This window comes from Shewanella morhuae, assembly GCF_003028295.1.
GTDB lineage: Bacteria > Pseudomonadota > Gammaproteobacteria > Enterobacterales > Shewanellaceae > Shewanella > Shewanella morhuae.
In genome coordinates this window covers 932,653-959,614 of the sequence record NZ_PYSG01000002.1, presented here as the reverse complement: position 1 = coordinate 959,614, position 26,962 = coordinate 932,653, and the positions used below count along the sequence as shown (strand labels likewise).

24 protein-coding genes and 3 tRNA genes are annotated in these 26,962 nt (G+C 43.8%); 11 read left to right on the top strand and 16 right to left on the bottom strand.

The features are described from left to right. Positions 1-17: 17 nt before the first annotated feature. The 5 genes from C9I43_RS04700 to pspA all read right to left on the bottom strand — a co-directional run bounded on the left by C9I43_RS04700 (position 18) and on the right by pspA (position 4,091). Positions 18-1,226: a TIGR01620 family protein gene (locus C9I43_RS04700; protein ID WP_107882414.1), complete on the bottom strand. Its 1,209-nt coding sequence runs from the start codon at positions 1,224-1,226 to the stop codon at positions 18-20. Further along, on the bottom strand, positions 1,223-2,683 hold the full coding sequence (locus C9I43_RS04695) for a YcjX family GTP-binding protein (protein ID WP_107882412.1): 1,461 nt from the start codon (positions 2,681-2,683) through the stop codon (positions 1,223-1,225). Before C9I43_RS04695 ends, C9I43_RS04700 begins: the two co-directional genes overlap by 4 nt. Before the next feature lie 94 nt (positions 2,684-2,777). Next, complete coding sequence (pspC, locus tag C9I43_RS04690) at positions 2,778-3,164, bottom strand: envelope stress response membrane protein PspC (RefSeq protein ID WP_076498210.1); 387 nt, start codon at positions 3,162-3,164, stop codon at positions 2,778-2,780. Then, the gene (gene pspB / locus C9I43_RS04685; RefSeq protein WP_107882410.1) at positions 3,151-3,390 is read right to left on the bottom strand and encodes an envelope stress response membrane protein PspB; all 240 of its coding nucleotides are present in this window, start codon (positions 3,388-3,390) and stop codon (positions 3,151-3,153) included. The genes pspC and pspB overlap by 14 nt, the downstream gene beginning before the upstream one ends. A gap of 17 nt (positions 3,391-3,407) precedes the next feature. Continuing rightward, positions 3,408-4,091, bottom strand: a complete 684-nt coding sequence (gene pspA, locus C9I43_RS04680) for a phage shock protein PspA (protein WP_107882407.1) — start codon at positions 4,089-4,091, stop codon at positions 3,408-3,410. Positions 4,092-4,269: 178 nt separating this feature from the next. On the opposite strand from pspA, the gene pspF reads away from it, so the two are divergent. From pspF to C9I43_RS04640, 8 genes are all read left to right on the top strand, one after another. Continuing rightward, complete coding sequence (gene pspF, locus C9I43_RS04675) at positions 4,270-5,361, top strand: phage shock protein operon transcriptional activator (protein ID WP_107882405.1); 1,092 nt, start codon at positions 4,270-4,272, stop codon at positions 5,359-5,361. Positions 5,362-5,430: 69 nt separating this feature from the next. Continuing rightward, the gene (locus C9I43_RS04670) at positions 5,431-7,056 is read left to right on the top strand and encodes an ABC transporter substrate-binding protein (RefSeq protein ID WP_107882403.1); all 1,626 of its coding nucleotides are present in this window, start codon (positions 5,431-5,433) and stop codon (positions 7,054-7,056) included. Beyond that, entirely contained in the window at positions 7,056-8,087 is a 1,032-nt protein-coding gene (locus C9I43_RS04665; RefSeq protein WP_076498204.1) for an ABC transporter permease, read from the top strand. Before C9I43_RS04670 ends, C9I43_RS04665 begins: the two co-directional genes overlap by 1 nt. Beyond that, complete coding sequence (locus tag C9I43_RS04660) at positions 8,074-8,964, top strand: ABC transporter permease subunit (protein WP_076498202.1); 891 nt, start codon at positions 8,074-8,076, stop codon at positions 8,962-8,964. The genes C9I43_RS04665 and C9I43_RS04660 overlap by 14 nt, the downstream gene beginning before the upstream one ends. 3 nt (positions 8,965-8,967) lie before the next feature. Beyond that, positions 8,968-9,975: a peptide ABC transporter ATP-binding protein gene (locus tag C9I43_RS04655; protein WP_107882401.1), complete on the top strand. Its 1,008-nt coding sequence runs from the start codon at positions 8,968-8,970 to the stop codon at positions 9,973-9,975. Continuing rightward, entirely contained in the window at positions 9,956-10,741 is a 786-nt protein-coding gene (locus C9I43_RS04650; protein ID WP_107882399.1) for a peptide ABC transporter ATP-binding protein, read from the top strand. Before C9I43_RS04655 ends, C9I43_RS04650 begins: the two co-directional genes overlap by 20 nt. A 105-nt stretch (positions 10,742-10,846) precedes the next feature. Continuing rightward, entirely contained in the window at positions 10,847-12,049 is a 1,203-nt protein-coding gene (fabV, locus tag C9I43_RS04645; RefSeq protein WP_107882397.1) for an enoyl-ACP reductase FabV, read from the top strand. Positions 12,050-12,303: 254 nt separating this feature from the next. Further along, on the top strand, positions 12,304-12,516 hold the full coding sequence (locus C9I43_RS04640; protein WP_076498195.1) for a TOBE domain-containing protein: 213 nt from the start codon (positions 12,304-12,306) through the stop codon (positions 12,514-12,516). A gap of 179 nt (positions 12,517-12,695) precedes the next feature. Here the strand turns inward: C9I43_RS04640 and C9I43_RS04635 are convergent, their stop codons facing one another. The 9 genes from C9I43_RS04635 to C9I43_RS04595 form a co-directional block, all read right to left on the bottom strand. Beyond that, positions 12,696-14,561, bottom strand: coding sequence for a SurA N-terminal domain-containing protein (locus tag C9I43_RS04635; protein WP_076498194.1), 1,866 nt, complete (start codon positions 14,559-14,561; stop codon positions 12,696-12,698). 225 nt (positions 14,562-14,786) lie between these two features. Continuing rightward, complete coding sequence (gene hupB / locus C9I43_RS04630; RefSeq protein ID WP_006081127.1) at positions 14,787-15,059, bottom strand: nucleoid-associated protein HU-beta; 273 nt, start codon at positions 15,057-15,059, stop codon at positions 14,787-14,789. Positions 15,060-15,318: 259 nt separating this feature from the next. Then, positions 15,319-17,676: an endopeptidase La gene (gene lon / locus C9I43_RS04625; RefSeq protein WP_107882395.1), complete on the bottom strand. Its 2,358-nt coding sequence runs from the start codon at positions 17,674-17,676 to the stop codon at positions 15,319-15,321. A 135-nt stretch (positions 17,677-17,811) separates the two neighbouring features. Further along, complete coding sequence (clpX, locus tag C9I43_RS04620; RefSeq protein WP_076498191.1) at positions 17,812-19,089, bottom strand: ATP-dependent protease ATP-binding subunit ClpX; 1,278 nt, start codon at positions 19,087-19,089, stop codon at positions 17,812-17,814. A gap of 85 nt (positions 19,090-19,174) precedes the next feature. Next, complete coding sequence (clpP, locus tag C9I43_RS04615; protein ID WP_006081124.1) at positions 19,175-19,783, bottom strand: ATP-dependent Clp endopeptidase proteolytic subunit ClpP; 609 nt, start codon at positions 19,781-19,783, stop codon at positions 19,175-19,177. 89 nt (positions 19,784-19,872) lie between these two features. After that, positions 19,873-21,177: a trigger factor gene (gene tig / locus C9I43_RS04610; protein ID WP_076498189.1), complete on the bottom strand. Its 1,305-nt coding sequence runs from the start codon at positions 21,175-21,177 to the stop codon at positions 19,873-19,875. Positions 21,178-21,440: 263 nt separating this feature from the next. Then, a tRNA-His gene (locus C9I43_RS04605) sits at positions 21,441-21,516 on the bottom strand. A gap of 9 nt (positions 21,517-21,525) precedes the next feature. After that, positions 21,526-21,602 (bottom strand) — tRNA-Arg (locus C9I43_RS04600). A 116-nt stretch (positions 21,603-21,718) separates the two neighbouring features. Next, a tRNA-Pro gene (locus C9I43_RS04595) sits at positions 21,719-21,795 on the bottom strand. Positions 21,796-22,061: 266 nt separating this feature from the next. Between C9I43_RS04595 and folD the strand changes: the two genes are divergently transcribed. Further along, positions 22,062-22,916 carry a bifunctional methylenetetrahydrofolate dehydrogenase/methenyltetrahydrofolate cyclohydrolase FolD gene (folD, locus tag C9I43_RS04590; protein ID WP_107882393.1) on the top strand — a complete coding sequence of 285 codons (855 nt, stop codon included), beginning with the start codon at positions 22,062-22,064 and terminating at the stop codon, positions 22,914-22,916. Positions 22,917-23,050: 134 nt separating this feature from the next. Here the strand turns inward: folD and cysS are convergent, their stop codons facing one another. After that, positions 23,051-24,430 carry a cysteine--tRNA ligase gene (gene cysS / locus C9I43_RS04585; protein ID WP_107882391.1) on the bottom strand — a complete coding sequence of 460 codons (1,380 nt, stop codon included), beginning with the start codon at positions 24,428-24,430 and terminating at the stop codon, positions 23,051-23,053. A 140-nt stretch (positions 24,431-24,570) separates the two neighbouring features. Here cysS and C9I43_RS04580 point away from each other — a divergent pair, with 140 nt between their 5' ends. Further along, on the top strand, positions 24,571-25,065 hold the full coding sequence (locus tag C9I43_RS04580; protein WP_076498185.1) for a peptidylprolyl isomerase: 495 nt from the start codon (positions 24,571-24,573) through the stop codon (positions 25,063-25,065). A 9-nt stretch (positions 25,066-25,074) separates the two neighbouring features. Next, complete coding sequence (locus C9I43_RS04575; RefSeq protein WP_076498183.1) at positions 25,075-25,797, top strand: UDP-2,3-diacylglucosamine diphosphatase; 723 nt, start codon at positions 25,075-25,077, stop codon at positions 25,795-25,797. Between the two features lie 127 nt (positions 25,798-25,924). On the opposite strand, the gene miaE is transcribed toward C9I43_RS04575, so the two are convergent. Further along, positions 25,925-26,695, bottom strand: coding sequence for a tRNA isopentenyl-2-thiomethyl-A-37 hydroxylase MiaE (gene miaE / locus C9I43_RS04570; protein ID WP_107882389.1), 771 nt, complete (start codon positions 26,693-26,695; stop codon positions 25,925-25,927). Between the last annotated feature and the right edge of the window lie 267 nt (positions 26,696-26,962).

Here is a 26,962-nt window from a genome sequence, read left to right as displayed (position 1 = left end):
TTGATAGAGAGTATTTTTTACTCTTTAGACGGTCGATAATCCTTGTCATCTACATCAGCAAATTGGCCTTTTAGTGCATCGCGGCCTTCCTTGGTAAACAGTTTGCCTGAAAACTGCTTAAGCTCGATTAATAATTCCTGATGCACTTTTGATAATTTAGGCCTTTGATCTTCCCTAAACACTATCGGACGACACAGCGCCATCGCTTGATACCCAAGGCGTGCGGTTAACATGCCGCCGCCTAAGCCTTGAGCCAAGCGAGCTGACAATTTACCGGTCATTTCAACCGATAATAACTGTGTGCCTAAATCGGTGACTAACTCACTCGTCCCCGCATAGATAATATTAATAATGATACTGCGGATAAGTTTAATCCGGCTCCAATAGCCTAATTCAATACCATAACAGCGGGCTACATCGCGCAGCATGCGTTGATTACGCCATAGGATAATCGCCATATCGAGCACAGCTAAAGGGCTAGCGGCCAACAACACGGCTGATTCTGCCGCATATCTTCGCACCACTTTTTTCGCCAGTTCATCTCGCTCAGTTAGCACTAAATCTTCGAATAGCATGACTTTCTCGGCATCATTATGCTCATCTTTTAATGAGCGGCGAAGTTGCTGTAGCCCTTGGCTGTTTTCATAATGACAAACGATATTATCGATAAAACTGTCAGCTTCACCCATTTGCATGCTCTGCGCTAATCTTGCTCCCGTTTCTTGAGTATCTGCGACATGTTTTAGTCGCTTAAGTTTGCGGTACTCACTGATAGCTCCCGCCAATGCCCACGCACTGACGACCCCAAGCACCACAGCATAAAAACTAAACAACCAAGGGCTTTCAAGCCATGCATCCCTTAGTCCTAATCCTGTTTGAACCACAACGAGCAGCAATAGACTCAACGCCGCAAAACGAGCGAGCCAAGACCAACGGCGCGATTTAACCAGTTGAGGCGATACCGATTTAGCATCAATCATTTTAGGATGGGCTAACAATGTCTCGTCCATTAACGCCTCAACATCGGCGGTAACGTCTTGCACTGGTGTAGTGGGCTCAAAGGCTTTCGCTGCTTTGAGTTCCTCTTTAGTAGGGTTAAGTTCTACGCTTTGTGAGTCAAACAGCTGCTGTTTTTTCAGTGGTTTATTCTCAATCAATTGTCCTGCCGCGTTTACAGCGGAATTGGAGGTTTGCTCATTGGGTTTATCCGATAGCTTTAACGTCATTCCAACTTATCTCCTAATAAATACTGCAGCAGATGATCAAGTCGAATATGCTCAAAATGCACTTGGGATGGGTCGACATTGGCATTACTTGGCGGTGCAAAGCCGATAAAGTTAAACCCTTGGTTACGCCAAAAATCAGGATCAGGTAAGCGAGTAGGTACTTCGCCGGGAAACAAGGTGAGAGGTTTACCGTTAAGTCCGATGCCCTGCACCACTTCGACCTCACCCTCTTGTGTTTTCACCATGCCATGACGAGTCGCTTTGATAGCACTAATCGCCATGGTTTCTACTTTGCAACCATCGAAACTGGCAAAATGTTGGCTGTGTTTGAGCATATCGGTTAACAGCGACAATACATGGCTTTGTTGATCGCGGGTGACATGGTCAACCTTGCTCGCAGCAAATAGTAAACGATCAATTCGCGGAGCAAATAACCGTCGTAAATAACTCGATTGACCAAACTGAAAGCTTTCCATAATGGCATTGAGCGCCGCGCCCATATCCTCAAATTGCTTTTTACCGCGATTCAACGCACTAAAACAGTCAACGAGTACTAACTGCCGGTCAAAACTAGCAAAATGATGTTTATAAAAAGGTTTAACAACTTTAGCAACATATTCTTGATAGCGTTTTTCAAGCACATGAAAAGCACTGTGCTTATGACTTTGCTGTAACTTGGTAAACTCTTCACTTGTTATCAATAACAAGGGGAAAAATGCTAATAAAGGCGCGTCCTGCCATTCGCCCGGCAATAACATACGCCCAGGTTGCGCTTGGTAATAGCCTTGCACATGCACTAAATCATTGAGTAACTGCTGGTATTGATCGGCAATCAGCTTTAACTGCTGCTCGTCGGCATTGGCCGCTAAATCTAATGCCTTTAAAGATTGCTCAAACTGGGCATATAAGGGTGAACTTTTAAGATTATCAATACGCACTTGCTGGGCACTGCACCAAGTTACAAAATCTTGGCGCAGCATAGGTAAATCAAGTAACCACTCACCGGGGTAATCAACGATATCTAAATAGAGCGTGGCGGTATCAGAAAACTTAGCCAGTAACCCTTTTTTGGGCTGGTATTTAATCGCCAGTCGCAATTCAGAAATGGTACGAGTGGAAGCAGGCCAAGTCGCAGGATTGGCAGTAAGCGCTAACATAGCGCCTTGATAATCAAAACTGGCAATTTCAAGATCCGGCTGCATGGCACGCTTTACGCCGAGCAATCGCTGATCGCGGCTCACTTTCCACAGGGGTAACGCATTATTATTGTGGGCATGGGGTAACGTAGACACGGGGCCTGCATTGAGCAGCTGATTGACTAACCCAGTAATAAACGCAGTTTTCCCTGCACCAGAAAGCCCAGTCACGGCCAAGCGTAAATGCCGGTCTGCGGTTCGATGTAATAGAGATTGACCCTTTTGAGTTAATTTATGGAGTGAAGCATCAAGCATTCCCATTAGAGACTTCCCTTATGTCGAATGATGTTAACTATACACTAGAATCAAAAAGAAATTAAACAACAAGGGCGGACATAGCCGCCCTTTAGAAGGGTTATAAACTGTTGATTTGTCTTTTTAAATCAAAGTTGTCAGAGGTGACGTGACGTTCTAAATTTTGTAGTCTGATTTCTAAACTTCTAAATTGACGATTCACGTCACTCAGCGCTTGCTTTGCAGGTTCTCCTGATTGCCACGGCTTCTTCTTTAGCTCGATATCGTCTCTATCGTAATGCTTTTGTGGCTTGATATCTAAAATCACCCACAAAGCGACATAAATGATAAATACAACACCTGAACCGCCAAGTAAGAAGATAGACGCTGCTAACACTCGTACTAGCCAGGTTTCTATCGCAAAGTAATCAGCAATCCCAGCACATACACCCGCTATTTTTCCTGACTGGGGAATGCGGTACAAAGTACGGCCATTAGATCCTCTCATGTTTCCCCCTCCATTCAGGCGATTCTGTATCCAGAATGGCCTCTAAGGTCTCGATACGCGCCGCCATTTTATCGGCCTTAGATATCAAGTCATTGAGTTGTGAAAACTCTTCTTCTGTGAGTCCCTGGCTCACTTGTCGCTTACTGCGATAATGAAGAACTAACCATATAGGCGCGACTATCACCATAAAAATAATAATCGGCGCCATTAGCATGTCCATATCCATAACTCACCTCTGAATTGTTATTCTTTTGACTTAGTGGGTGCTTTACTTTTTATCTTGGCTTTTAGTGCTGCCAGTTCTGCATTCACAGAATCTTCTGCTTCTAACGCAGCAAACTCATCGACTAAGGTCTTTTTACTGCCAAGATCATAGGATTCAACTTGGGCTTCTAAACCTTCGACACGACGCTCATATTGCTCAAATTTGAGCATAGCGTTGTCAATCTTGCTTGAATCTAACTGCTTTTTCACTTCTAAGCGTGATGACGCGGTTTGCGTACGCAAAATAATGGTCTTTTGACGCGCTTTAGCATCGAGCAGCTTTTCTTGTAACATGCCCACTTCATCTTTCAAGCGTGCAATATGTTCCTCTATAACGACTAATTCTTGATTCAGCGTGTCAGCTAAACCGGTCGCTTTTTGCTTTTCAACTAAAGCGGCTTTAGCTAAATCTTCACGGTCTTTCGACAGTGCCAGTTCAGCCTTATCTTGCCAATCTTGCACTTGCTCTAACACACGGTTGATACGACGTTGCAGCTCTTTCTTCTCTGCTAACACTTTAGCTGAGGTAGAACGCACTTCAACGAGTGTATCTTCCATTTCTTGGATAATCAGTCGAACCATTTTTTCTGGGTCTTCAGCTTTATCCAGCAATGCACTGATATTAGAGTTAATGATATCGGCGAAACGAGAGAAAATTCCCATAATCTTATCCTCAAATTGATGTTGGTCTCGCAGAAGGTATTACACTAACCGTGCCAACTTTAAATTTAATACTGCATACAGCCACTTAAACAAAATTTTAACTTTTTACTTCCTTTTACGCTTCAAGCCACCTATTATCATTTTCACCAAATTTTAGCGTGAAAGACTAAAAAATACCGTGGATAATAAATTTCAGCAAGACAACCTAATCGGTCAATCTAACGCCCTACTCGAAGTGCTAGAACATGTGTCGCAACTTGCACCACTGTCTAAACCCGTGCTGATTATTGGTGAACGTGGCACAGGTAAAGAGCTTATTGCTGAACGCTTACATTATCTATCTAAGCGCTGGGATCAAAGTTTTATTAAGCTAAACTGTTCATCATTGAGTGAGAATTTACTCGAGAGTGAATTATTTGGCCACGAATCCGGCGCTTTTACCGGCGCAAAAGGTAAACACGAAGGTCGGTTTGAGCGCGCCGACGGCGGTACGTTATTCCTTGACGAACTCGCCAACACCTCTGGACTTATCCAAGAAAAATTACTGCGCGTGATTGAATATGGTGAATTTGAACGAGTAGGCGGCAGTAAAACCGTACAGGCCGATGTTCGTTTAATCTGCGCTGCCAACGAAGATTTACCATCACTTGCTGAGGCAGGCGAATTTCGTGCCGATTTGTTAGATAGACTCGCGTTTGATGTCATCACGCTGCCGCCGCTGCGTTGTCGTCCCGAAGATATTATGACGCTGGCAGAATACTTCGCTATCGGCATGGCGCGGCAATTAAAACTACAGCTTTTTAGTGGTTTTAGCCCCTATGCTATCGAGCAGTTAATGACCTACGATTGGCCGGGTAACATCCGCGAGCTTAAAAACGTCGTTGAGCGCAGCGTGTATCGTAATGGCGGTGAAAATAGTCCTATTGAGCATATTACCCTCGATCCTTTTGCTTCGCCCTATCGCCCTAAAACGCGAATGAAAACACGCGAACGTCAAATAGCCTCAGTTACACCCACCACTGTGATAAATACGCCACAAACTACACCAATAGCTGAGGTTGAAGTCCAAACCCTTTCAGGTTCACCAGCCAATAGCTTTAATTTTCCATTGGACTTTAAAGAGCAAACCGAGAAATATGAGATGGACCTAATTCAACAGGCACTATCAAGCAGCCAATACAACCAAAAGAAGACCGCAGACATGCTCGGATTAAGTTATCACCAACTACGTGGTATCCTCAAAAAATACAATTTACTTGATAAAGCATAAGCAGATTGCCCACGGGGGAGATGCACTGCTAAAATGGGCATTCATAGTCGATAAAATAATGATTTATAAATGAGTATGCAAATTAGACGCTGGTGCCTAACAACTGCAGTAATCTGCATGAGTGGGTTGTTGGTCGCGTGTAGTCCTCAACAACTCCCTTCTGGTTTGGTATATTGCTCCGAAGGGAATCCTGAGTCATTTAATCCACAATTGGTGACCTCAGGCACCACAATTGATGCCACCTCACATCAGATTTACAGTCGACTCATAGATTATGATACTCAGTCAGGTAAACTTGTCCCTGCTTTAGCTACGAGTTGGGCCATGTCCGATGATGGTTTAAGCTATCGATTCACCCTCAGAGAAAATGTACAGTTTCAGCATTCAAGCCGTTTTATCCCGAGTCGTTACTTTAATGCCGATGATGTGTTGTTCTCCTTTAATCGCATTATCGATGCTCAACACCCTTACCATTTTGTCTCCCGCACTGGTTATCCTTTTTTCCAAAGTATTGGCTTTTCGGAACAAGTTAAAAAGATAGAAAAAATAAACGAGCATGAAGTGGTGTTTTATTTAAACCGTAAAGATGCGTCGTTTCTATCAAACCTAGCAACTGACTTTGCCATTATTTTGTCCGATGAATACGCACAGCAACAATTAGCGCTAGGCCAGCCAGAAAATGTAGACCATTTTGCGATTGGCACGGGTCCGTTCACCTTAGTTCAATACGCTAAAAATGAATATATTCGCTATCGACGTAACCCTGATTATTGGGGAGAACCCGCAAACGTTGAAATGCTAGTATTTGATATCACGCTAAAAAGTACCACTCGACTCGCTAAACTCATTACTGGTGACTGCAGTGTATCTGCCCTGCCTAAAGCCGGTGAGCTAGCCGTTATCAAACAACATGAAGAATTAAATATTGAATCTCAACCAGGGCTCAATGTGGCATTTTGGGCTTTTAACACACAAAAACCTCCTTTGAATGACGTCAGAGTACGCCGCGCCCTTGCCTACGCTGTTGATAAGCAAGATATCTTGCGAGCGGTTTATCAAAATACTGCCATCGAAGCTACAGGTGTTCTGCCGCCGGCTTCTTGGGCTTATGAAAACAATAAAAGAATTGATGACTATAATCCGCAAAAGGCGCGTGATTTACTGAAAGAAGCTGGCGTAGCCAATCTCAGTATCGATATTTGGGCTATGCCTGTCGCCCGTGCTTATAACCCTAATACGATGAAAACGGCTGAGTTAATCCAGTCAGATTTAGCCAATATAGGCGTAAAAGTTAATATCATCAGTTACGATTGGAGCGTGTTTACTCAAAGGCTTAGTCGTGATGAATATGATTCTGTACTCATTGGTTGGAATGCTGATAACAGCGATCCAGATAACTTCTTTACGCCAATATTGAGCTGTTCAGCCATGCAATCGAATAATAATCGGTCTCGTTGGTGTAACCCAGAGTTTGATGCTCTGTTAGATAGCGCCAGAGAAATAGCTGATCAAGCCGAACGTAAAGTCATTTACCAACAAGCTGAAGCTTTTTTAGCCGATCAAGTCCCTCTGCTTAGTTTTGCCCACGCCAAACGCGTTATTTTAACACGACATGATATCAGTAATATGCAAGTAACCCCCTTTGGCGGGATCTCCTTCGCGCGCACAAGCCAAGTCCACTCGGAGGCGAATTAATGTTTGCATATCTATTACGCCGCCTTAATTTGTTCCTTGCGACCTCATTAGTGATGATCGGGGTCTTATTTTATGCCACTGGATTATTTCCAGTTGAACGTACCTATGCACTAACGGGGATCCATGCGCCTACGACTAGCCAGCTAATTCAAATCGAACAAGACTATAAGCTAGATAAGCACTCTGGGTGGCAATTTATCGCTTATCTGCAACAGCGGCTCAGCGGCAATTTAGGCATTTCGGTGACTTCGCACCAACAAGTCGCTGAAGAATTACGTTCTGTTTTACCCGCCTCTTTTGAATTAGCCACTATGGCGGCAATTATCGCCATTTGTCTCGGAGTCCCTATAGGCGTTTTGGCCTCTCAAAGTCAGCATAAACTCACCCAAAATACCATCATGGCCATCACCTTAACTGGCTACTCTGTCCCGGTATTTTGGCTAGGATTATATCTTTCACTGTGGTTTGGGGTCGATTTGGGTTGGTTACCCATTTCAGGTCAAATCAACCTACTGTATGAAATTAAGCCCATTACTGGCTTTATGCTGGTTGATACTTTGCTATCAAAATCTGAATACGGTATGTCTGCATTTAAAGATGCACTGCTGCATATTATTTTACCGGCGATGACTCTAGCAGTTTTACCCTTTACCGTTGTCGTTCGTAGCACCCGCTCAGCCATGATGAATGTGATGGATCAAACTTATATTCGCGCTGCAGAAGCACGAGGTATGCATACAAGCACTATCATACTGCGTCACGCCTTGCCTAATGCGCTCATTCCTGTACTTAAACATTTAGGCCTAATGCTGGGTTCATTTGCCAGCTATGCTATTGTCGTTGAAATGATTTTCTCTTGGCCAGGTGTAGGCTCCTGGCTGGTTTCAGGTATTTACCAACGAGATTATACCGTTATCCAAGGAGGAATTCTGGCCGTGGCCCTACTGATCATCTTCCTAAGTATCTTGATTGAAGTGCTACACACAGTCTTTAATCCACTGAGCAGAAAAGACCTTTATGCAACCCGTTAAAGTTTATCAAGAAGACCGTATTGCTTCTCCGGCAAAGCGAGTTTGGATAACATTTTCTGCCAACCCCTTTGCGTTAGCAGGCCTGTGGTCGATTTCATTATTGCTCTTACTCACCTTATTTGGCCCGATGATCGCGCCCTTTGCGCCAGAAACTCAAGATCCTAGAGCTTTGCTATTACCGCCCTCTTGGGATCCTTCAGGTACGGTGACGCATTTTTTAGGCACTGACGATCTTGGTCGCGATATTTTTAGTCGATTACTATACGGTGCCCATCTTACTTTTGGCATGGCGTTATTAATCGTCATCACGGCACTCATTATAGGATTTATTATCGGCTCGTTATCGGGCATGATGCGCGGGTTAAAATCCAGTATTCTTGCCCATTTACTCGATTCGCTTCTATCCATCCCATCATTATTAATGGCTATTTTAGTGGTCGCCGTGATGGGGCCTGGGTTAGAAAACGTTTTTTGGGCAGTTGGTATCGCGTTAACCCCGCAATTTGTACGATCAATTCATCATTCTGTACATGAAGAACTACAAAAAGAATACGTTACTGCCGCGCGTTTAGATGGTGCGAATTCTCTGCAAGTTTTTTGGTATGTAATCATGCCAAACGTCTGGGAAGTCGTTATTATTCAAACGACGCTAGCTATTTCAGCGGCAATTTTAGACATTGCAGCCCTCGGCTTTTTAAACTTAGGCGCACAAGCGCCAAGCCCTGAATGGGGCGCGATGGTGGCACAAGGCATGGACAATCTATTAACTGCGCCTTGGGCAGTCACCATTCCGGGTTTAGCGATTCTCTTTAGTGTGCTGGCCATTAACTTGGTTGGTGATGGCTTACGGTCGGCGCTCGCGCCCATCAGAAACTAACTTATGCCTTTACTCGACGTACGAAATCTAACGATTGAGCTCGATACTCCCCATGGCAGAGTGCGGGCACTTGAGAATGTCAGCTTAACCCTCAATGCCGGTGAGATTCATGGTCTAGTCGGCGAGTCTGGTTCTGGTCGTAGTTTATTAGCAAGGGCTATCTTGGGAATACCGGGACCTAGCTGGACGGTTACCGCTGACCGCATGATGTGGGATGGTAATAACCTGATGGCGATGAGTTCAAAAGAGCGTCGCAATCTGATGGGCTCAGATATCGCGATGATTTTTCAAGATCCCTCGGGTAGTTTAGATCCCACTCAAACCATCGGCCGCCAATTAATGCCTGCAATGCCCAAAAATCCAAATATTTACTTTTGGAAACGGCGTAAATATGCACGGCTTACGGCACAAAAATGGTTACATAAAGTGGGCATTAAAAACCCTCAACAAGTCATGTCTAGCTATGCATGGCAGTTGTCCGAAGGTGAGTGCCAAAAGGTTATGATTGCCATGGCAGTTGCTAACCAACCTCGCCTGTTAATTGCTGACGAACCAACAAGCTCAATGGAGCTCAGTACTCAAGCACAAATATTCAGATTATTATCGCAATTAAATCAGTTACAAAACGTATCTATTTTATTAATAAGCCATGAGCTTGAAACCTTGGCTCAATGGTGCGATCACTTATCAGTGCTCTATTGTGGCCAAGTGATGGAGTCAGGGCCGACAGATGATGTAATCAAGCAGCCCTATCATCCCTACACCAAGGCATTACTGGATAATATGCCCGGCTATTCAGGTATTATTGGCCATAAAGCGATTATGCCGACATTACCGGGCTCAGCCCCTGCATTGCAGCATTTACCTATTGGTTGCCGTTTAGGGCCTCGTTGCCCTGAAGCACAGAAAAAATGCGTTTATCAGCCAAAGTTAAGTCATATAAAAGACCGCTATTTTGCCTGTCATTTCCCTTATCACGGTGACACTCCAAATGACGACTCCACTGCTTAAAGTTAACGATCTTTATAAAAGATACGATATGGGCTACAAAGGCTTTTCGCGTCAGTACAAGGACGCACTAGCCCCTATTTCCTTTGAGTTAAAGCGCGGTGAAACCTTAGCGATTGTTGGCGAAACGGGTTCGGGTAAAAGTACACTCGCACGGATTTTAGTTGGCGCGGAGTCTCGTAGCGGCGGTGAAATATTTTTTGAAGGAGAGGCACTAGACAGTCGCAATCTTAAACAAAGATGCCGCTTAATTAGGATGATTTTCCAAGATCCTAACACCTCACTTAACCCGCGACTAACAATAGGGCAGTTGCTCGATGAGCCCTTAAAGTTTAATACGCAATTGTCATCGCACTTACGTCATACACAAGTAGTTGATACTTTAAAAAAAGTGGGATTATTACCCGAGCATGCCGATTTTTATCCGCATATGATTTCTGAAGGCCAAAAACAACGAGTTGCGGTTGCACGAGCTTTAATGTTAAATCCTAAAATCATTATTGCCGACGAGGCATTAACCGCTCTGGACCTTTCGGTACGCTCGCAAATTTTGAATTTACTGCTCAAATTACAAAAAGATCTCGGTTTGTCCTATATCTTCGTATCTCATAATCTCAATATTATTCGCCATGTCAGCGATAAAATAATGGTGCTCAACAAAGGCGTTATGGTTGAAAAAGCATCGACAGAACAGATATTTAGCTCACCTCAACATGAATATACCCAGAGGTTGATTCAAGAGCAAAGTGTGTTTGTCCACAAACGTTAAACTGCTCCAACCACTTAACTAATCAGGGGAATTGGTTAAAAATAGGTGCCATTTACCCGTCGATATATTTATCCTATTGGTCATTTTGATAGAAGAAGCTTAAACATGATTATCAAACCAAAAATTCGTGGATTCATTTGTACCACTACACATCCAGTTGGTTGTGAAGCAAACGTTAAAGAACAAATCACCTTTACTAAAGCAAAAGGTAAAATTGCTAATGGCCCTAAAAAGGTATTAGTAGTGGGTTCATCAAGCGGTTATGGCCTATCCTCACGTATTGCAGCAGCATTCGGTAGCGATGCAGCCACCATTGGTGTGTTCTTTGAAAAACCGGGAACTGAAACCAAGCCCGGCACTGCAGGTTGGTACAACACTGCTGCTTTTGATAAGTTTGCTAAAGCCGAAGGCTTATATTCTAAAAGTGTCAATGGCGATGCATTTAGTCACGAAGCAAAACAAAAAGTTATCGAGTTAATTAAGCAAGATCTCGGTGAAATCGATATGGTCGTTTACTCACTGGCCTCGCCTGTACGTAAACTGCCAGATTCTGGTGAGTTAATTCGCTCAGCTTTAAAACCAATTGGCGAAACTTACACCGCAACTGCCGTTGATACCAATAAAGACTGCATTATTGAAGCCACTGTAGAACCTGCAACTGAACAAGAGATTGCCGATACAGTGACGGTAATGGGCGGTGAAGATTGGGAACTGTGGATTAAAGCCTTATCTGACGCAGGTGTTTTAGCCGATAACTGTAAAACAGTTGCCTATAGCTACATTGGTACTGAACTAACTTGGCCTATCTACTGGCACGGCGCCCTTGGCAAGGCCAAGATGGATCTCGATCGTGCGGCAAAAGCCTTAAATGAGCAACTGTCTCGCACGGGTGGCAGTGCCAATGTCGCAGTGCTTAAAAGCGTAGTGACTCAAGCAAGTTCAGCTATCCCTGTGATGCCATTATATATTGCTATGGTATTCAAAAAGATGCGCCAAGAAGGTCTGCATGAAGGCTGTATGGAGCAAATTTATCGTCTATTTACCGAACGTCTATTCCGCGCTGACGGCGCTAAACCCGTAACAGACAGCGACAATCGTTTACGCTTAGATGACTGGGAACTGCGTGAAGATATTCAGCAGCACTGCCGTAATTTGTGGCCACAAGTGACCACTGAAAACCTATCAGAACTGACTGATTACCGCGAATATAAAGCTGAATTCATTAAGTTATTTGGCTTTGGTATCGAAGGCATTGATTATGATGCCGACGTTAACCCCTATGTTGAGTTTGACGTTATTGAGCTTTAATTAACGCTGATAATAGAGAGCGTTCACAAAACATAAAACGCCACTTTTAAGTGGCGTTTTTATTTATAACGCTCTGATTAAAATGGTTATACTATCTTTGTTAATTTATAAAAAATATTTATCATGTCCAGCGCTTTTCAGTCGATAAGCTCATACATGCTGCATTAGATAAACTAAATAGTCATCCGTCAGAGCGACACTGAACTGATTGAATGTTAATACTCTTAGTTTGAAATACTCTATAAGGAAATATAATGAAAATTAGCGCAAGAAACACACTCAGCGGCACAATAAAATCCATCGAAATGGGCGCTGTTAATAATGAAATAACTATCGAGCTTGCACCAGGCGTAGTATTAACGTCAGTTGTCACTAAAGCATCCTGCGAGCGTCTAGGCCTTAAAGTGGGTGATTCTGCCTACGCACTCATCAAAGCCAGTAGCGTGATGATAGGCGTTGACGACTAAACCCGAATCATTAGTACTGAGTAATGGGCTCTTCTTATATTAATAGATAAATAAAACAGCTCCTTTTTTAAAAATAAAAAGAATTAGAAAACAAAAAAAGGCCAAGTAAAATTACTTGGCCTTTTTAATTAACATTTATCAGTAGCATGGCAGGTTTACCCCGCCACCTTATACTTGGACTACTCAGCTACAGGGTAAAGCACCTTAGCGTTAGCCTTTAACGAATCAATCAGCCCACGGTAGTCTGCTTCACTGTATTGTGCGTTCAAGCGTTGTTTAAGCGCATTAACCAACTCATCGCTAACGCCTTCTGCAGCATTAACTTTATCGAGTGCAATAACTGCATAACCATTAGCTAAACCAACAATGTCTACAACTGCAGTTGTGCTAGGCGTTGGCATTTGGAACGCCTTACCTATAATTGCGGCATCAACATCCTGTGCATCACGAGCGAGCTTAACCTTAGACACAAATGCCAAATCAGTTGCACCGGCTTTCACTTGTGCCATTAACTCTTGCGCTTTGGCGCGTGCGGCATCATTGGCTTGCTCTTGCTTTAAACGTTCAACAATGCTGTCTTTTACTTCAGCTAACGCCATTGTACCCGCATCGTGGTGCTCTTTTACGCGGATAACCACAACATGGTTAGGCTCTAGCTCAATTACTTCACTGTTTAAACCTTTCAGCATTACCGTTTCAGAGAAAGCGGCTTTGACTAAGTCTGGTTTGTTTAGCGCAGCAGGAACATTATCGCGAGAAAACAGAGCTGTTGTCTTAATATCAACGCCGACAGCTTTAGCCGTTTCAGATAGTGTATCTGGCACTTCGTAACTAGTATCAGCTAGTTTGCTTTGTAAACTGTAGAACTGATCAACGGCTTTTTTATCTTGCAGTTGAGCAATAATTTTAGCTTTCACATCATCAAATGGCACAGTGGCACCGGCTTGCACATCTAATAACTTAATAACGTGGAAACCAAAGTCAGTTTTAACGACTGCTGAATATTGACCTTTATTTAAGGCGAACAATGCCGCATCAAAAGACGGTTCCATTACGCCAGGCTCAAACCAATCCAGCTTGCCGCCCTGCTCAGCACTCAGAGTGTCATCTGAATTTGCTTTAGCTAATGCAGCAAAATCAGCACCGTTATCTAATTGCTTAACAATATCTTCTGCTTTAGTTTTTGCCGCAACTTCATCGCTACCTGGCATGACCAGAATATGTGCTGCTAAACGCTTTTCATTAGAGACGTACTGCGCTTTATGTTCTTCATAATAAGCTCGTGCTTCATCATCTGAAACTGGGCTATTTTTAGCAAAATCGGTAGCATTTAACTCAACATATTCTAAGCTCACCATTTCAGGGCTAATAAACTGCCCTTGGTTAGCATCGTAATAATTTTTGACTTGTTCATCGCTGACAACTGCTGTTGCGAAGAAAGGTGCGGAATCTACAAGCAAATAACGCACATCGCGAGTTTGACCTTGCAGTTCTGCCAATTGCTTAGCTTCCCCAGGTAAAACAAACTCAGTGCCAATAAGCGCTGCAGTTAACTGACGACGGGTCATATCGACACGCATCATATCTCTGAAAGCTTGAGGCTGATAACCTAACTGGCGCAAAATAGCTTGATAACGATCATTATCAAATCTGCCATCCGTTTGGAATGCCGGCTCAGTTTTAACTGCATTAATAATCTGTTCGTCAGAAACGCGCAGACCCATAGCTTTAGCCGCTTGGTCAATTAATTTATCAGCAACTAAGCGCTCTAATACACTTTGTTTAATGCTTTCTAGGTATCTTTCGTCTGCCGATAATGCGGCAAACATTTCACCGAGTTGTTGCTCCATACGAGAGCGCTCGCTCTGGTAGGCTTGTTCTAACTCTGCTTTAGTGATCATGTCACCATTAACTTCTGCAGCGGGTTCATCAGTGGTTGAGCCTAAGTAGCTACTGACACCTGCGAATGCAAAAGATAAAATCACAAGTACGAGAATGCCTTTAGCAATCACGCCTTGCGAACCGTCGCGGATCTTTTCTAACATCAGATTTCTCGCTTGTTGCGATTAACAAAATAAAAAGGCGCATCAGTTCGAGATGCGCCTTTCTGTAATTTATGGGGATGGTTCAGACGCTACCACAGGTAAATTCTAACACCCCGAGTAATGGTAGAAACTAAGCTTCATATTCCATTACTTTCAATTCGTAAAAAGCACTGATAAACAGTGCTTGTAATTACGAACGCCTTACAAAGGCTACGATATTAATGATTAGTTAACAGCGTCTTTCAGTGCTTTACCGGCTTTGAATGCTGGAATTTTAGCTGCTGCGATTTTGATCTCTTCACCCGTTTGTGGGTTGCGACCAGTACGCTCAGCGCGTTCACGCACTTCAAAAGTACCAAAACCAACAAGAGAAATTTTATCGCCTTCTTTCAGACCTTCAGTCACAGCAGCGATAAAAGAATCCAGTGCGCGGCCAGCAGCGGCTTTAGAAATGTCAGCACCAGATGCGATTTTCTCGATTAGTTCAGATTTGTTCATGTCATCCCCTTGAATGTAATTTTTTTTGCGCCGCAACCAAATCCATGTCTAGAGCGGTCTGCGGAGGCTTTTATAACAAGCTTGAATTCAAAGTTCAAGCTGAGTTCGAAAACCAAAGAATTAAAACTGGATACAGCTCAAAGCCAGTTGCGCCAAGGGCTTGGAGCAGCTGGCTCTCCACAGACCTAGGCTACCACAGGTCTGCGCTTTGTTAAGCCCTTTTTTCACTTTTTTTAGCGTGATAGCGCAATTTCTTGCGTTATGCCAAGTTTTTAACCACTTCAAAGCCTTCTACCGGTCTTTCTAGTGCCAGTTTCAGTACTTCATCGACCCAACGCACAGGACGAATTTCTAAATCAGCGATCACATTGGCTGGAATTTCTTCCAAATCACGCTCATTTTCCTTTGGAATCAATACTAACTTAATGCCGCCACGGTGAGCTGCCAGCAGTTTCTCTTTTAAACCACCAATAGGTAATACTTCACCCCGTAAGGTAATTTCACCTGTCATGGCTACATCACTACGCACTGGGTTACCCGTTAGGCTTGATACTAAAGCGGTACACATAGCCGCACCCGCAGATGGGCCATCTTTTGGCGTAGCACCTTCTGGCACATGCACGTGGATATCACGCTTCTCGTAGAAATCAGCATTAATACCTAATTGTTCCGCACGGGCACGAACGACTGTCATTGCCGCTTGAATCGACTCTTGCATCACATCACCAAGAGAACCGGTATAAGTTAACTTGCCTTTACCGGGTACCGATGTTGCTTCAATCGTCAGTAAATCACCGCCGACTTGTGTCCAGGCTAAGCCTGTCACTTGACCGATTTGGTTTTTAGACTCAGCTTTACCATAATCAAAACGCTGCACGCCAAGGAACGATTTAAGATTATCTTGATTAACCGTCACAGACTTAACTGACTTATCAAGCAAAATCATCTTCACGACTTTACGGCAAATTTTAGATAATTCACGCTCAAGCGATCGCACGCCAGCTTCACGGGTGTAATAACGGATGATGCCGACTATCGCACTATCATCCACATGAATTTCACTCGCTTTTAAGCCATTACGCTCAATTTGTTTATTCAGCAAATGTTGTTTGGCGATATTCAGCTTTTCATCTTCGGTGTAACCCGATAAACGGATCACTTCCATACGGTCAAGTAGCGGCCCTGGAATATCCATCGAGTTCGACGTTGCCACGAACATTACATCGGATAAGTCATAATCGACTTCCAAATAATGATCGTTAAACGTTGAGTTTTGCTCAGGATCTAACACTTCTAATAGTGCTGATGCTGGGTCGCCACGCATGTCCGAACTCATTTTATCGATTTCATCGAGCAAGAATAATGGGTTTTTAACGCCCACTTTAGCCATTTTTTGAATGACTTTACCCGGCATAGAACCAATATAAGTACGGCGATGACCACGGATTTCCGCTTCATCACGCACGCCGCCCAAAGCAACACGCACATATTTACGGCCCGTCGCTTTAGCGATTGATTGCCCCAGCGAAGTTTTACCTACACCTGGTGGCCCAACTAAACACAGAATAGGCCCTTTAAGCTGGCGAACTCGGCTTTGTACGGCCAAATATTCCAAGATACGTTCTTTCACTTTTTCAAGGCCAAAATGATCGGAGTCGAGCACCTCTTTGGCTTTCGCTAAATCACGCTTAATTTTAGAACGTTGGCTCCAAGGCACGGCTGTCATCCAATCGACATAGCTGCGTACGACAGTAGCCTCAGCTGACATAGGTGACATCATGCGTAACTTGTTCAGCTCGGCGAGGGCCTTTTCTTTTGCATCGCTTGGCATATTGGCGTCTTCAATCTTACGATTTAAGACGTCAAATTCGTCATGACCTTCGTCTAAATCACCCAGTTCTTTTTGGATGGCTTTCATCTGTTCGTTGAGATAATACTCGCGCTGGCTCTTTTCCATCTGTTTTTTAACACGAGTACGGATACGTTTCTCAACCTGTAATAGGTCGATTTCCGATTCCATCATCGCCATTAAATATTCTAGACGCTCGCCGACATTGACCATCTCAAGCACAGATTGCTTATCTTCAAGCTTAAGCGGCATGTGAGCAGCCATAGTATCTGCCAGACGCGCCGCTTCATCGATTCCCGATAAAGAGGTCAAGACTTCTGGCGGGATCTTTTTGTTCAGTTTGATATAACCTTCAAACTGACCAATAGCGCTGCGCACTAACACTTCTTCTTCTTTGTCTTCCAGCGGCTCTGATTCCAGATACTCAGCCTTGGCAACAAAGAACTCTGTTTCTTGGGTATAAGCGGTAATACGGGCACGACGGCCGCCTTCAACCAGTACTTTCACAGTGCCATCTGGCAGTTTAAGTAACTGTAAAATAGAGGCCACCGTACCCACTTCGAAGATGTCATCTTTTGATGGTTCGTCGAGCTCGGCATCACGCTGTGCCACTAAAATAATTTGCTTATCCTGCGCCATTGCGGTTTCGAGACATCGAATAGATTTTTCTCGTCCGACAAATAACGGAATTACCATATGGGGATAGACCACCACATCTCGCAGTGGCAGCACGGGGAGTTCGATATGCGCTTCACGCTCTTGGGTCATAGCTCGATTCCGTTTTGGTGAAATGGATTAATACTGGAGTATATTGGGACGCTTTCTTAAGTTTCAATGGCTAATACGAAAAAAGGAGCCCATTGGACTCCTTGTTTTTCAGTTTATTCGTAATCAGTACGATTATTACTCACCAGAGGCGGTTTGAGTCTCATTTGGCTCATAAATCAGGATAGGTGCAGATTCACCCTTCACGACCGATTCATCCACAACGGCTTTCACAACACCATCTACAGAAGGAATATCGTACATAGTATCCAGTAGAATACTTTCAACGATTGAGCGTAAACCGCGGGCACCTGTCTTACGTGACATCGCTTTATGTGCAATCGCTTTGAGTGCATCTTCGCGGAACTCAAGTTCTACACCTTCCATCTCAAATAACGCACTGTATTGCTTAGTGAGCGCATTTTTAGGTTGAGACAAAATTTGAACTAGGGCTTCTTCATCTAACTCAGTTAACGTTGCGACTACAGGCAAACGGCCAATAAACTCTGGGATCAGACCATATTTGACTAAGTCGCCCGGCTCAACTTGAGCGAGGGTTTCAGAAATAGAGGCCTTTTCTTTTTCACCTTTCACTTGCGCACCGAAACCGATACCCGAGCCAACGTGTGCACGTTGTTCGATGACCTTTTCAAGCCCCGCAAATGCACCACCACAGATAAACAGGATCTTAGAGGTATCAACCTGTAAGAACTCTTGTTGTGGATGCTTACGGCCGCCTTGTGGTGGAACCGCGGCAACAGTACCTTCAATCAGTTTAAGCAGTGCTTGCTGCACGCCTTCACCCGATACGTCACGGGTAATTGATGGATTGTCAGACTTGCGACTGATTTTATCAATTTCATCAATATAAACGATACCGCGCTGTGCTTTCTCAACATCGTAGTCGCACTTTTGCAGCAACTTTTGAATGATGTTTTCAACGTCTTCACCCACATATCCCGCTTCGGTCAATGTAGTGGCATCCGCCATAGTGAAAGGCACATTCAGTGAGCGAGCCAAAGTTTCAGCTAATAGCGTTTTACCACTACCGGTTGGACCGATCAGCAAAATGTTACTCTTACCCAGCTCAATGCCATCTTTAGGTGAGGCATTTTTTAAACGCTTATAGTGATTATACACTGCCACAGCAAGCACTTTTTTTGCTCTGTCTTGGCCAATGACGTAATCATCTAAATGCGCACGTAACTCGTGCGGTGTAGGCAATTTATCGCTATCGCGCTTTGGAGAGATTTCTTTAATCTCTTCACGAATGATGTCATTACACAGCTCAACACATTCGTCGCATACATACACTGATGGGCCAGCAATGAGTTTTCTGACTTCATGCTGGCTCTTACCGCAAAAAGAGCAGTACAGCAATTTGCCACTGTCACCATTATTTTTGTTGTCGCCCATTAATTACCTCATTTTGCAGTCTGCTATACTGCCTGTCTTAAATTTGCTTAACTTTTACAGAGCATAGCTCAGTCAAAAGCAAAAATCAGCCGCGTTTAGTCATCACTGAATCAACTAACCCGTATTCAACGGCTTGAGTGGCGCTCATAAAATTATCACGATCGGTATCGCGTTCTACCACTTCAAGTGGTTGGCCGGTATGTTCTGCCAGCATCTGATTAAGCTTATTTTTAATGCCTAATATTTCTTTAGCATGAATAGCAATATCAGAAGCCTGGCCTTGAAAACCGCCCAGCGGCTGATGGATCATCACGCGAGAATTTGGTAAACAGTGACGTTTGCCCTTCTCACCACCAGCTAATAAGAAAGCACCCATGCTGGCCGCTTGGCCGATACAGACAGTGCTCACGTTTGGCTTAATAAACTGCATAGTATCATAAATAGCCATACCTGCTGTAACTGAGCCACCTGGAGAGTTAATGTATAAAAAGATATCTTTATCTGGGCTTTCTGATTCTAAGAATAATAATTGCGCCACGATAAGGTTTGCCATGTGTTCTTCAACTTGACCAACCAAAAAGATAATACGCTCTTTCAACAAACGAGAATAAATATCGTATGAGCGTTCACCCTTAGCGGTCTGTTCGATCACCATCGGCACTAAAGCACTTTGTATGTCTGACGCATTATGCATTATTCACTTCCCTAAATAAAAATGGCTCGCATGAGGAGCCTCATACGAGCCATTATAAATGGCGAACAGCTAATCAAGTCAAGCTTAGCTTATGCGCGACCAGTAGCCTTGTTCATAAATTCTTCAAAAGCGACCTGTTTTTCAGTTACTTTTGCAGATTTTAACAGTGCTTCAACCGCTTGCTCTTCTAAAGCAACGTTGCGCATGTTTTGCATCATTTCTTTGTTGCTATTGTAATAAGCAACAACTTCACTTGGATCTTCATAGGCAGAAGCCATAGAAGCGATCAAGCCTTGTACACGTTCGTCTTCAGCTTTTAGCTCGTTAGTCTTGATAACTTCGCCTAATAGCAAACCGATTTTAACGCGACGAGCAGCTTGTTCAGTGAACAATTCTGCAGGTAGCTCTGGCATGTTAGCCGTTTGGCCACCAAAACGTTGCATAGCTTGCTGACGCAGTACGTTAACTTCGGCATCGATTAATGCTTTTGGCAACGTGATATCGTTGTTAGCTAACAGACCTTCGATCACTTGCTCTTTAACGTTAGCTTTTAACGCTTGATCAAGCTCACGGTTCATGTTTTTACGGATTTCAGCTTTTAGGGCTTCTAAACCACCTTCGCTAATACCAAACAATGAAGCAAACTCATCGTTAACTTCTGGTAGGTTAGCAGCTTGAACTTCAGTCAAAGTAATCGCGAACTTAGCGGCTTTACCTTTCAGGTTTTCAGCGTGATATTCTTCTGGGAAGTTCACGTCGATAACAAATTCTTCACCTGCTTTGTGACCTAAGATACCCGCTTCAAAACCTGGGATCATACGGCCGCTGCCTAATTGCAGTTCGAAATCGTCAGCTTTTCCGCCTTCAAATTCTTCACCATCAACAGAGCCGATAAAGTTCATTTTCACTTTATCGCCATCTGCAGCAGCGCGGTCAACAACTGCAAATGTTGCATGTTGCTTGCGAAGTGTTTCGATCATGGTGTCAACGTCAGCGTCAGTGACTTCAGCTTTTGGTTGTTCTACTTCGATTGCATCTAAGCCTTTAAGCTCAACTTCTGGGTAGACTTCAAACGTAGCGATAAATTCAAATTTATCGCCATCAGTTGAACCAGGCACGAAAGTCGGTGCACCCGCTGGGTTTAACTTCTCAGCAATAATTGCATCGATGAAGTTACGCTGCATTACTTCGCCCATGATATCTTGACGAATAGCCGCACCATAACGCTTATTAATCACTGTTACAGGCACTTTACCAGGACGAAAACCTGGAATACGAGCACGCTTAGCTTCACGTTGTAGACTGTCTTTAACCAGCTTTTCAATTTGTTCCGCAGGAACAGAAATGGTCAGGCGACGCTCTAGGCCTTGAGTTGCTTCAACAGAAACTTGCATTGTTTTACCTCGAAATTTGTCTAACGTCCTTTTTAATAGCCGAGTTGTCAACTATTCAGGTATTCGTTTCTTGATCATTAAATTTGACTACCATGCCTACCACTACTGGCTTTAGGCACAAGTCGCTCATCATATTTGATATCTATCAAGACGCGACATTATAGCCACCGTTTTCTGCAGAGTCGAGCCTCTATAGCCGAATCTGAGGTATAAAAAAAGCGACCTAGGTCGCTTTTTTTATTTTGTACTCAAAGTACTAAAAATGGGGTGACTGATGGGGCTCGAACCCACGACAACCGGAATCACAATCCGGGACTCTACCAACTGAGCTACAATCACCATTAAAACTGGTACGCCCGGCAGGATTCGAACCTGCGACCACCCGCTTAGAAGGCGGGTGCTCTATCCAACTGAGCTACGGGCGCATGGTTCTACAGAATAGTCTGTATCCTAACCGATTCGGAAAGCATTTATGCTAACCCTATCATTCGCTATTTGAATTTAAAAAGTATCAATTCAACGATTGCAAATGACCTTAAAATGGTCGGTGATAGAGGATTCGAACCTCTGACCCTCTGGTCCCAAACCAGATGCGCTACCGGGCTGCGCTAATCACCGAAAGTCTTACTGTATAACAAAAACAAGGTTGACAGACGACATCAACACATGTGCCTGAGAACGGAGCGCATCTTATCGCCTCACTTTGCACCCGTCAACGATTTTTTTAATGATTGACTCTAGGTGCTGAATTATCAGGCTAATATCGCTTTTTAAATCCATTTGTAATCAGCTTTAGCACGACACAGTAGCCGTGCCCTGTTAAAATAGTGGCGATTGCCAATCTCTGTTTTAACCATCGCCCATATAAAGGATATCCTACACCCATGACAGCCCAAATAATCGACGGCAAGGCGATTGCTCAATCCATCCGTACTCAACTACGTAAAAAAGTCACCGCCCGCAAAGAGGCTGGACAACGCATACCAGGTTTAGCCGTGATATTAGTGGGGGCCGATCCGGCATCTCAAGTTTATGTTGGAAGTAAACGTAAAGCCTGTGAAGAAGTTGGCTTTATTTCTCGCTCATACGATTTAGAAACAAACTGTAGCGAAGATGAGTTATTAGGCCTTATTGATAATTTAAATAATGATCCGACTATCGATGGCATACTTGTGCAACTTCCCTTACCTGCCCATATCGAAGATTCAAAAGTTATCGAGCGTATTCGTCCTGATAAAGATGTTGATGGCTTTCACCCATACAACGTTGGCCGCTTAGCCCAACGTATCCCAGTGCTGCGCTCATGCACCCCCATGGGTATCATGACGCTGATCAAATCAACTGGCATCGATACCTATGGTTTAGATGCTGTGGTGGTTGGCGCGTCTAATATTGTTGGTCGCCCTATGACCTTAGAATTACTGCTGGCGGGTTGTACCACGACCACTTGTCATCGTTTCACTAAAAATCTTGAGCAAAAAATCCGCCTCGCTGATTTAGTTGTTGTCGCGGTAGGTAAACCAGGCTTTATTCCTGGTGAATGGATCAAACCTGGCGCAATTGTCATTGATGTAGGTATTAACCGTTTAGATAACGGCAACTTAGTCGGTGATGTGCAATATGAAGTGGCCGCGCAACATGCCAGTTTTATTACTCCTGTACCTGGCGGCGTTGGCCCTATGACCATAGCAAGCCTCTTAGAAAACACCTTGTACGCTGCTGAGCAGTATCACGACTAGGTTCTAGGTTCTAGGTTCTAGGTTCTAGGTTCTAGGTTCTAGGTTCTAGGTTCTGTAAGCATAAAAAAACCTGCGTAATGCAGGTTTTTTTATGTCAGGCGATTAACCAATATTGAAGATAACAGCTAATAAGCTTATTTCTTACGCCAAGTAGTGCCACCAGGGCCATCTTCGAGCTCAACCCCTAACTCATTTAAGCGATTACGCGCCACATCGGCAGCAGACCAATCCTTTTCAGTACGAGCACGGTTACGTTCAACAATTAAGGCTTCAATTTCGGCCACTTCATCGTCACTACCACCACCTTGAAAGAAAGTCTCTGGCGATTGGCTTAATAAGCCTAAAACATCCGCTAACTGCTTTAATGTGACCGCTAACGCAGATGCTTGCACCATATTGGTTAGCTTTAAACGATTAACCTCACGCACCATATCAAATAGCACTGAATAGGCTTCTGGCGTATTAAAGTCATCGTCCATGGCCGCATTAAATCTTGCGACAAACTCTTCTGCGGGTGCGGCTATAGCAGTTAAATCGACATCTTTTAACGCAGTATATAAACGCTCTAATGCTGAACGAGCTTGTTTTAAGTTATCTTCCGAATAGTTCAGTTGGCTACGATAATGGCCAGACAATAGGAAATAGCGCACCGTTTCAGCATCATAATGGCCAAGTACGTCACGAATTGTGAAGAAGTTGCCTAAAGATTTAGACATTTTTTCACGGTCGACCATCACCATGCCAGTGTGCATCCAATAGTTCACGTAGGGCGTGTCGTGGGCACAGCAGGACTGAGCTATTTCGTTCTCATGGTGTGGGAACTGTAAGTCTGAACCCCCACCATGAATATCAAAATGCAGACCTAAATGTTTGCTGTTCATGGCGGAACATTCAATATGCCAGCCTGGACGACCTGGTCCCCATGGTGATTCCCACGTTGGTTCACCTGGCTTAGACATTTTCCACAGTACAAAATCCATCGGATTTTGTTTAGTTTGATCCACTTCTACCCGAGCACCAGCTTGCAGTTGATCTAAATTCTGCCCCGACAAACGGCCGTAATCAGGATAAGAGGCCACGCTGAAAAGTACATCACCATCGCTCGCCACGTAGGCATGACCACGAGCGAGTAATAACTCGACCATATCAATAATTTCTTCGATATGCAGTGTTGCGCGCGGTTCAAAGTCAGGGCGAAGCATATTCAAAGCATCAAAGTCTTGATGCATTTCACCAATAAGACGCTCAGTTAAGGCTTCACAGCTTTCGTTATTCTCGTTGGCACGCTTAATGATTTTGTCGTCAACATCTGTAATATTGCGTTGAAAATTCACTTCATAACCCGCATAACGCAGGTAGCGCACTATCATGTCAAAGGAAACAAAAGTACGCCCGTGACCAATGTGACAGAGATCGTATATGGTCACACCACACACATACATCCCGATTTTTCCGGGAGTAATTGGCTTAAATTCCTGTTTTTGGCGGGTAATACTGTTGTAAATCTTCAACATCGACATTCTCTTTAATGATACATTCAGGTGTAAAATCAATGAGTCAGTCTACCACGGCAAGCCCGCTTTTGAATACTGCACTTTGCGCGCAATCCTAGATAAGTTAGAATCGCGCCACTATTTATGGAGAGTATGAAAACATGATCACATTACACACCAATTTTGGCGACATTAAACTGCAACTGAATGCTGAGAAAGCACCGTTAACAGTAGCAAACTTCATGAAATATGTTGACGAAGGTTTCTTCGACGGCACTATCTTCCACCGTGTGATTGACGGTTTCATGATCCAAGGTGGTGGCTTTAATGAAGATATGAGCCAAAAGCGTAGCGGCGAGCCCGTGAAAAACGAAGCGAACAATGGCTTATCAAATCGCACTGGTACTGTGGCTATGGCACGTACCTCTGATCCACATTCAGCCACTGCACAATTTTTTATTAACATTAATGACAACACTTTCTTAGACTTTAAAGCAGAGAACAACCAAGGTTGGGGCTACTGCGTATTTGGTGAAGTCGTTGAAGGTATGGATATTGTCGAAAAAATCAAAGCGGTTAGCACAGGTAATAAAGGCATGCATCAAGATGTACCTTTAGAAGCCGTGGTGATTGAAAAAGTCAGCGTTGCGGCATAATCGCGCCTAATGCGAACTCTATTTATAGGCGATCTGCACCTGAGTGCAGATCGCCTTGATATCACCCAAGCGTTCACTCATTTTCTCGATACACAACTCGATAATGCTGACGCCCTCTATATCCTCGGTGATTTGTTTGAAGTCTGGGTTGGCGATGATATCGCCTTGCCTTTTGCTCTAGAACTCGCCAAAAAACTCAAACAAGTATCACAAAAGCTGCCAGTGTATTTCATCCACGGCAATCGTGATTTTATGCTAGGTAAGCAATTTGCGCACGCCGCAGGTATGCAAATCTTACCCGAAGTGACTTGCCTGAATTTATACGGTGTAGAAACGGTTATTTTACACGGCGACAGCTTATGTACGTTAGATAAGGCTTACCAACGTTTTAGAAAGTTGCGCAGTTTTGCACTAGCAAGATGGTTATACGGTTGCTTATCGAGAAAAACTCGCCAAGGTATTGCTAATAAAATTCGTAATAAGAGTAAGAGTAGCAATCAGCAAAAAAGCTATACCATCATGGATGTGGAGCCCAATGCGGTCGAGGCATTATTTGCCCAGACGCATACTCAGCAGATGATCCACGGTCACACCCATAGACCCGCGATTCATCAACTCGATAATGGCTGCAGACGCATTGTAGTGGGTGATTGGTATGAACAAGGAAGTGTACTGAGTGTAAGCGCTGAAGGGATTAATTTAGAATCGTTACCTTTTGAGCCGACAACTTAAGTTTGGTTACTTTTATTGACGTTATTTGAGCCTAAAGATGCTTTATATTAACGGTTCGCTCGAACCGTTAATCGTTTCAGTAAGTTCGAGCTAACCCTGCAAGGCTTAAATTTAAAAATCTTTAAAGTCAAATTGATAGTGGCGACCCACTGTGGAAACGAAACTCATCATCGGGTGCTAAAATCAACTGCGCCTCGACCTCACCAAAGTACTTTACTCGCTCACTAATATCCTCTGGTGAAACCAACTGTGCTAACGCAAGATAGTCTTGATAATGACGCGCTTCAGAGCGCAGCAATGACACATAAAATTTACTCAGTTCGCTGTCTAAATAAGGCGCCAACTTAGCAAACCGCTCACAGGAACGAGCTTCAATATAAGCACCTACAATCAGTTTATCCCGCAGGATATCTTTCTCATGGGTGGTCACATAACTCATCATGCCCTTGGCATAACGGCCCGCGCGAATATTACGGTAATCGATACCACGATTATGCATTAGCTCCAATACTTGCTCAAAATGATGAAACTCTTCTTTAATCAAGCGGATCAAAGGTGAAACCAGATTAGCGGCAAACTTAAAATTAGGCTTAGGCATAAGTTCAGCCACCAGCTCATTCTTTTTCACATCGCGGGCCAGAAAACTCACCACATCGTGATCTTGCGAATAAATAAACTCTTCATAGGGTTTAGCCCACGCCAACAGGGTTCGACCGCTATCTTTATCTAACGCATATTTTCGTAGCAAAAATATCGCGGTCTGAGCCGCTTTCAACTCACAGTTACAATGGTCAATCAGCAGCTCATCCAAGGAATCTGATTTTATCGCGATATCAATCCAAGTTTGCGGCGTATCACAGCGAAGAAAGGCGTGGATGGGGGCAAGAAGTTGCTGCATGGAGTCACTCAAGATCATTCTCAGTATTAGGCTATTTTACGCATATTTACCTATAAGCTACAGCACTAGGGCTTAGTAAACTTGACGTACAAGATTTTTTGTTCAATAAATGTTCTACACTCTATAGAACTGAGATATTGATCACGCTGTATCTCGGTTTGTTTGTGTAACCAATCGAGAGTTAAAAAACAAGATAATGTTTTAACCTCGATTGTGGAGCTGTTATCAGCTCGTCTGACGTTTGGCGAGCCACTTATCAATGCTGAA

Bases quoted from the DNA above. Each gene is read 5' to 3' on its own strand.
- C9I43_RS04700 (WP_107882414.1), bottom strand. From the start codon at position 1,226: ATGACGTTAAAGCTATCGGATAAACCCAATGAGCAAACCTCCAATTCC.
- C9I43_RS04695 (WP_107882412.1), bottom strand. From the start codon at position 2,683: ATGGGAATGCTTGATGCTTCACTCCATAAATTAACTCAAAAGGGTCAA.
- pspC (WP_076498210.1), bottom strand. From the start codon at position 3,164: ATGAGAGGATCTAATGGCCGTACTTTGTACCGCATTCCCCAGTCAGGA.
- pspB (WP_107882410.1), bottom strand. From the start codon at position 3,390: ATGGATATGGACATGCTAATGGCGCCGATTATTATTTTTATGGTGATA.
- pspA (WP_107882407.1), bottom strand. From the start codon at position 4,091: ATGGGAATTTTCTCTCGTTTCGCCGATATCATTAACTCTAATATCAGT.
- C9I43_RS04670 (WP_107882403.1), top strand. From the start codon at position 5,431: ATGAGTATGCAAATTAGACGCTGGTGCCTAACAACTGCAGTAATCTGC.
- C9I43_RS04665 (WP_076498204.1), top strand. From the start codon at position 7,056: ATGTTTGCATATCTATTACGCCGCCTTAATTTGTTCCTTGCGACCTCA.
- C9I43_RS04660 (WP_076498202.1), top strand. From the start codon at position 8,074: ATGCAACCCGTTAAAGTTTATCAAGAAGACCGTATTGCTTCTCCGGCA.
- C9I43_RS04655 (WP_107882401.1), top strand. From the start codon at position 8,968: ATGCCTTTACTCGACGTACGAAATCTAACGATTGAGCTCGATACTCCC.
- C9I43_RS04650 (WP_107882399.1), top strand. From the start codon at position 9,956: ATGACGACTCCACTGCTTAAAGTTAACGATCTTTATAAAAGATACGAT.
- fabV (WP_107882397.1), top strand. From the start codon at position 10,847: ATGATTATCAAACCAAAAATTCGTGGATTCATTTGTACCACTACACAT.
- C9I43_RS04640 (WP_076498195.1), top strand. From the start codon at position 12,304: ATGAAAATTAGCGCAAGAAACACACTCAGCGGCACAATAAAATCCATC.
- C9I43_RS04635 (WP_076498194.1), bottom strand. From the start codon at position 14,561: ATGTTAGAAAAGATCCGCGACGGTTCGCAAGGCGTGATTGCTAAAGGC.
- hupB (WP_006081127.1), bottom strand. From the start codon at position 15,059: ATGAACAAATCTGAACTAATCGAGAAAATCGCATCTGGTGCTGACATT.
- lon (WP_107882395.1), bottom strand. From the start codon at position 17,676: ATGACCCAAGAGCGTGAAGCGCATATCGAACTCCCCGTGCTGCCACTG.
- clpX (WP_076498191.1), bottom strand. From the start codon at position 19,089: ATGGGCGACAACAAAAATAATGGTGACAGTGGCAAATTGCTGTACTGC.
- clpP (WP_006081124.1), bottom strand. From the start codon at position 19,783: ATGCATAATGCGTCAGACATACAAAGTGCTTTAGTGCCGATGGTGATC.
- tig (WP_076498189.1), bottom strand. From the start codon at position 21,177: ATGCAAGTTTCTGTTGAAGCAACTCAAGGCCTAGAGCGTCGCCTGACC.
- folD (WP_107882393.1), top strand. From the start codon at position 22,062: ATGACAGCCCAAATAATCGACGGCAAGGCGATTGCTCAATCCATCCGT.
- cysS (WP_107882391.1), bottom strand. From the start codon at position 24,430: ATGTTGAAGATTTACAACAGTATTACCCGCCAAAAACAGGAATTTAAG.
- C9I43_RS04580 (WP_076498185.1), top strand. From the start codon at position 24,571: ATGATCACATTACACACCAATTTTGGCGACATTAAACTGCAACTGAAT.
- C9I43_RS04575 (WP_076498183.1), top strand. From the start codon at position 25,075: ATGCGAACTCTATTTATAGGCGATCTGCACCTGAGTGCAGATCGCCTT.
- miaE (WP_107882389.1), bottom strand. From the start codon at position 26,695: ATGCAGCAACTTCTTGCCCCCATCCACGCCTTTCTTCGCTGTGATACG.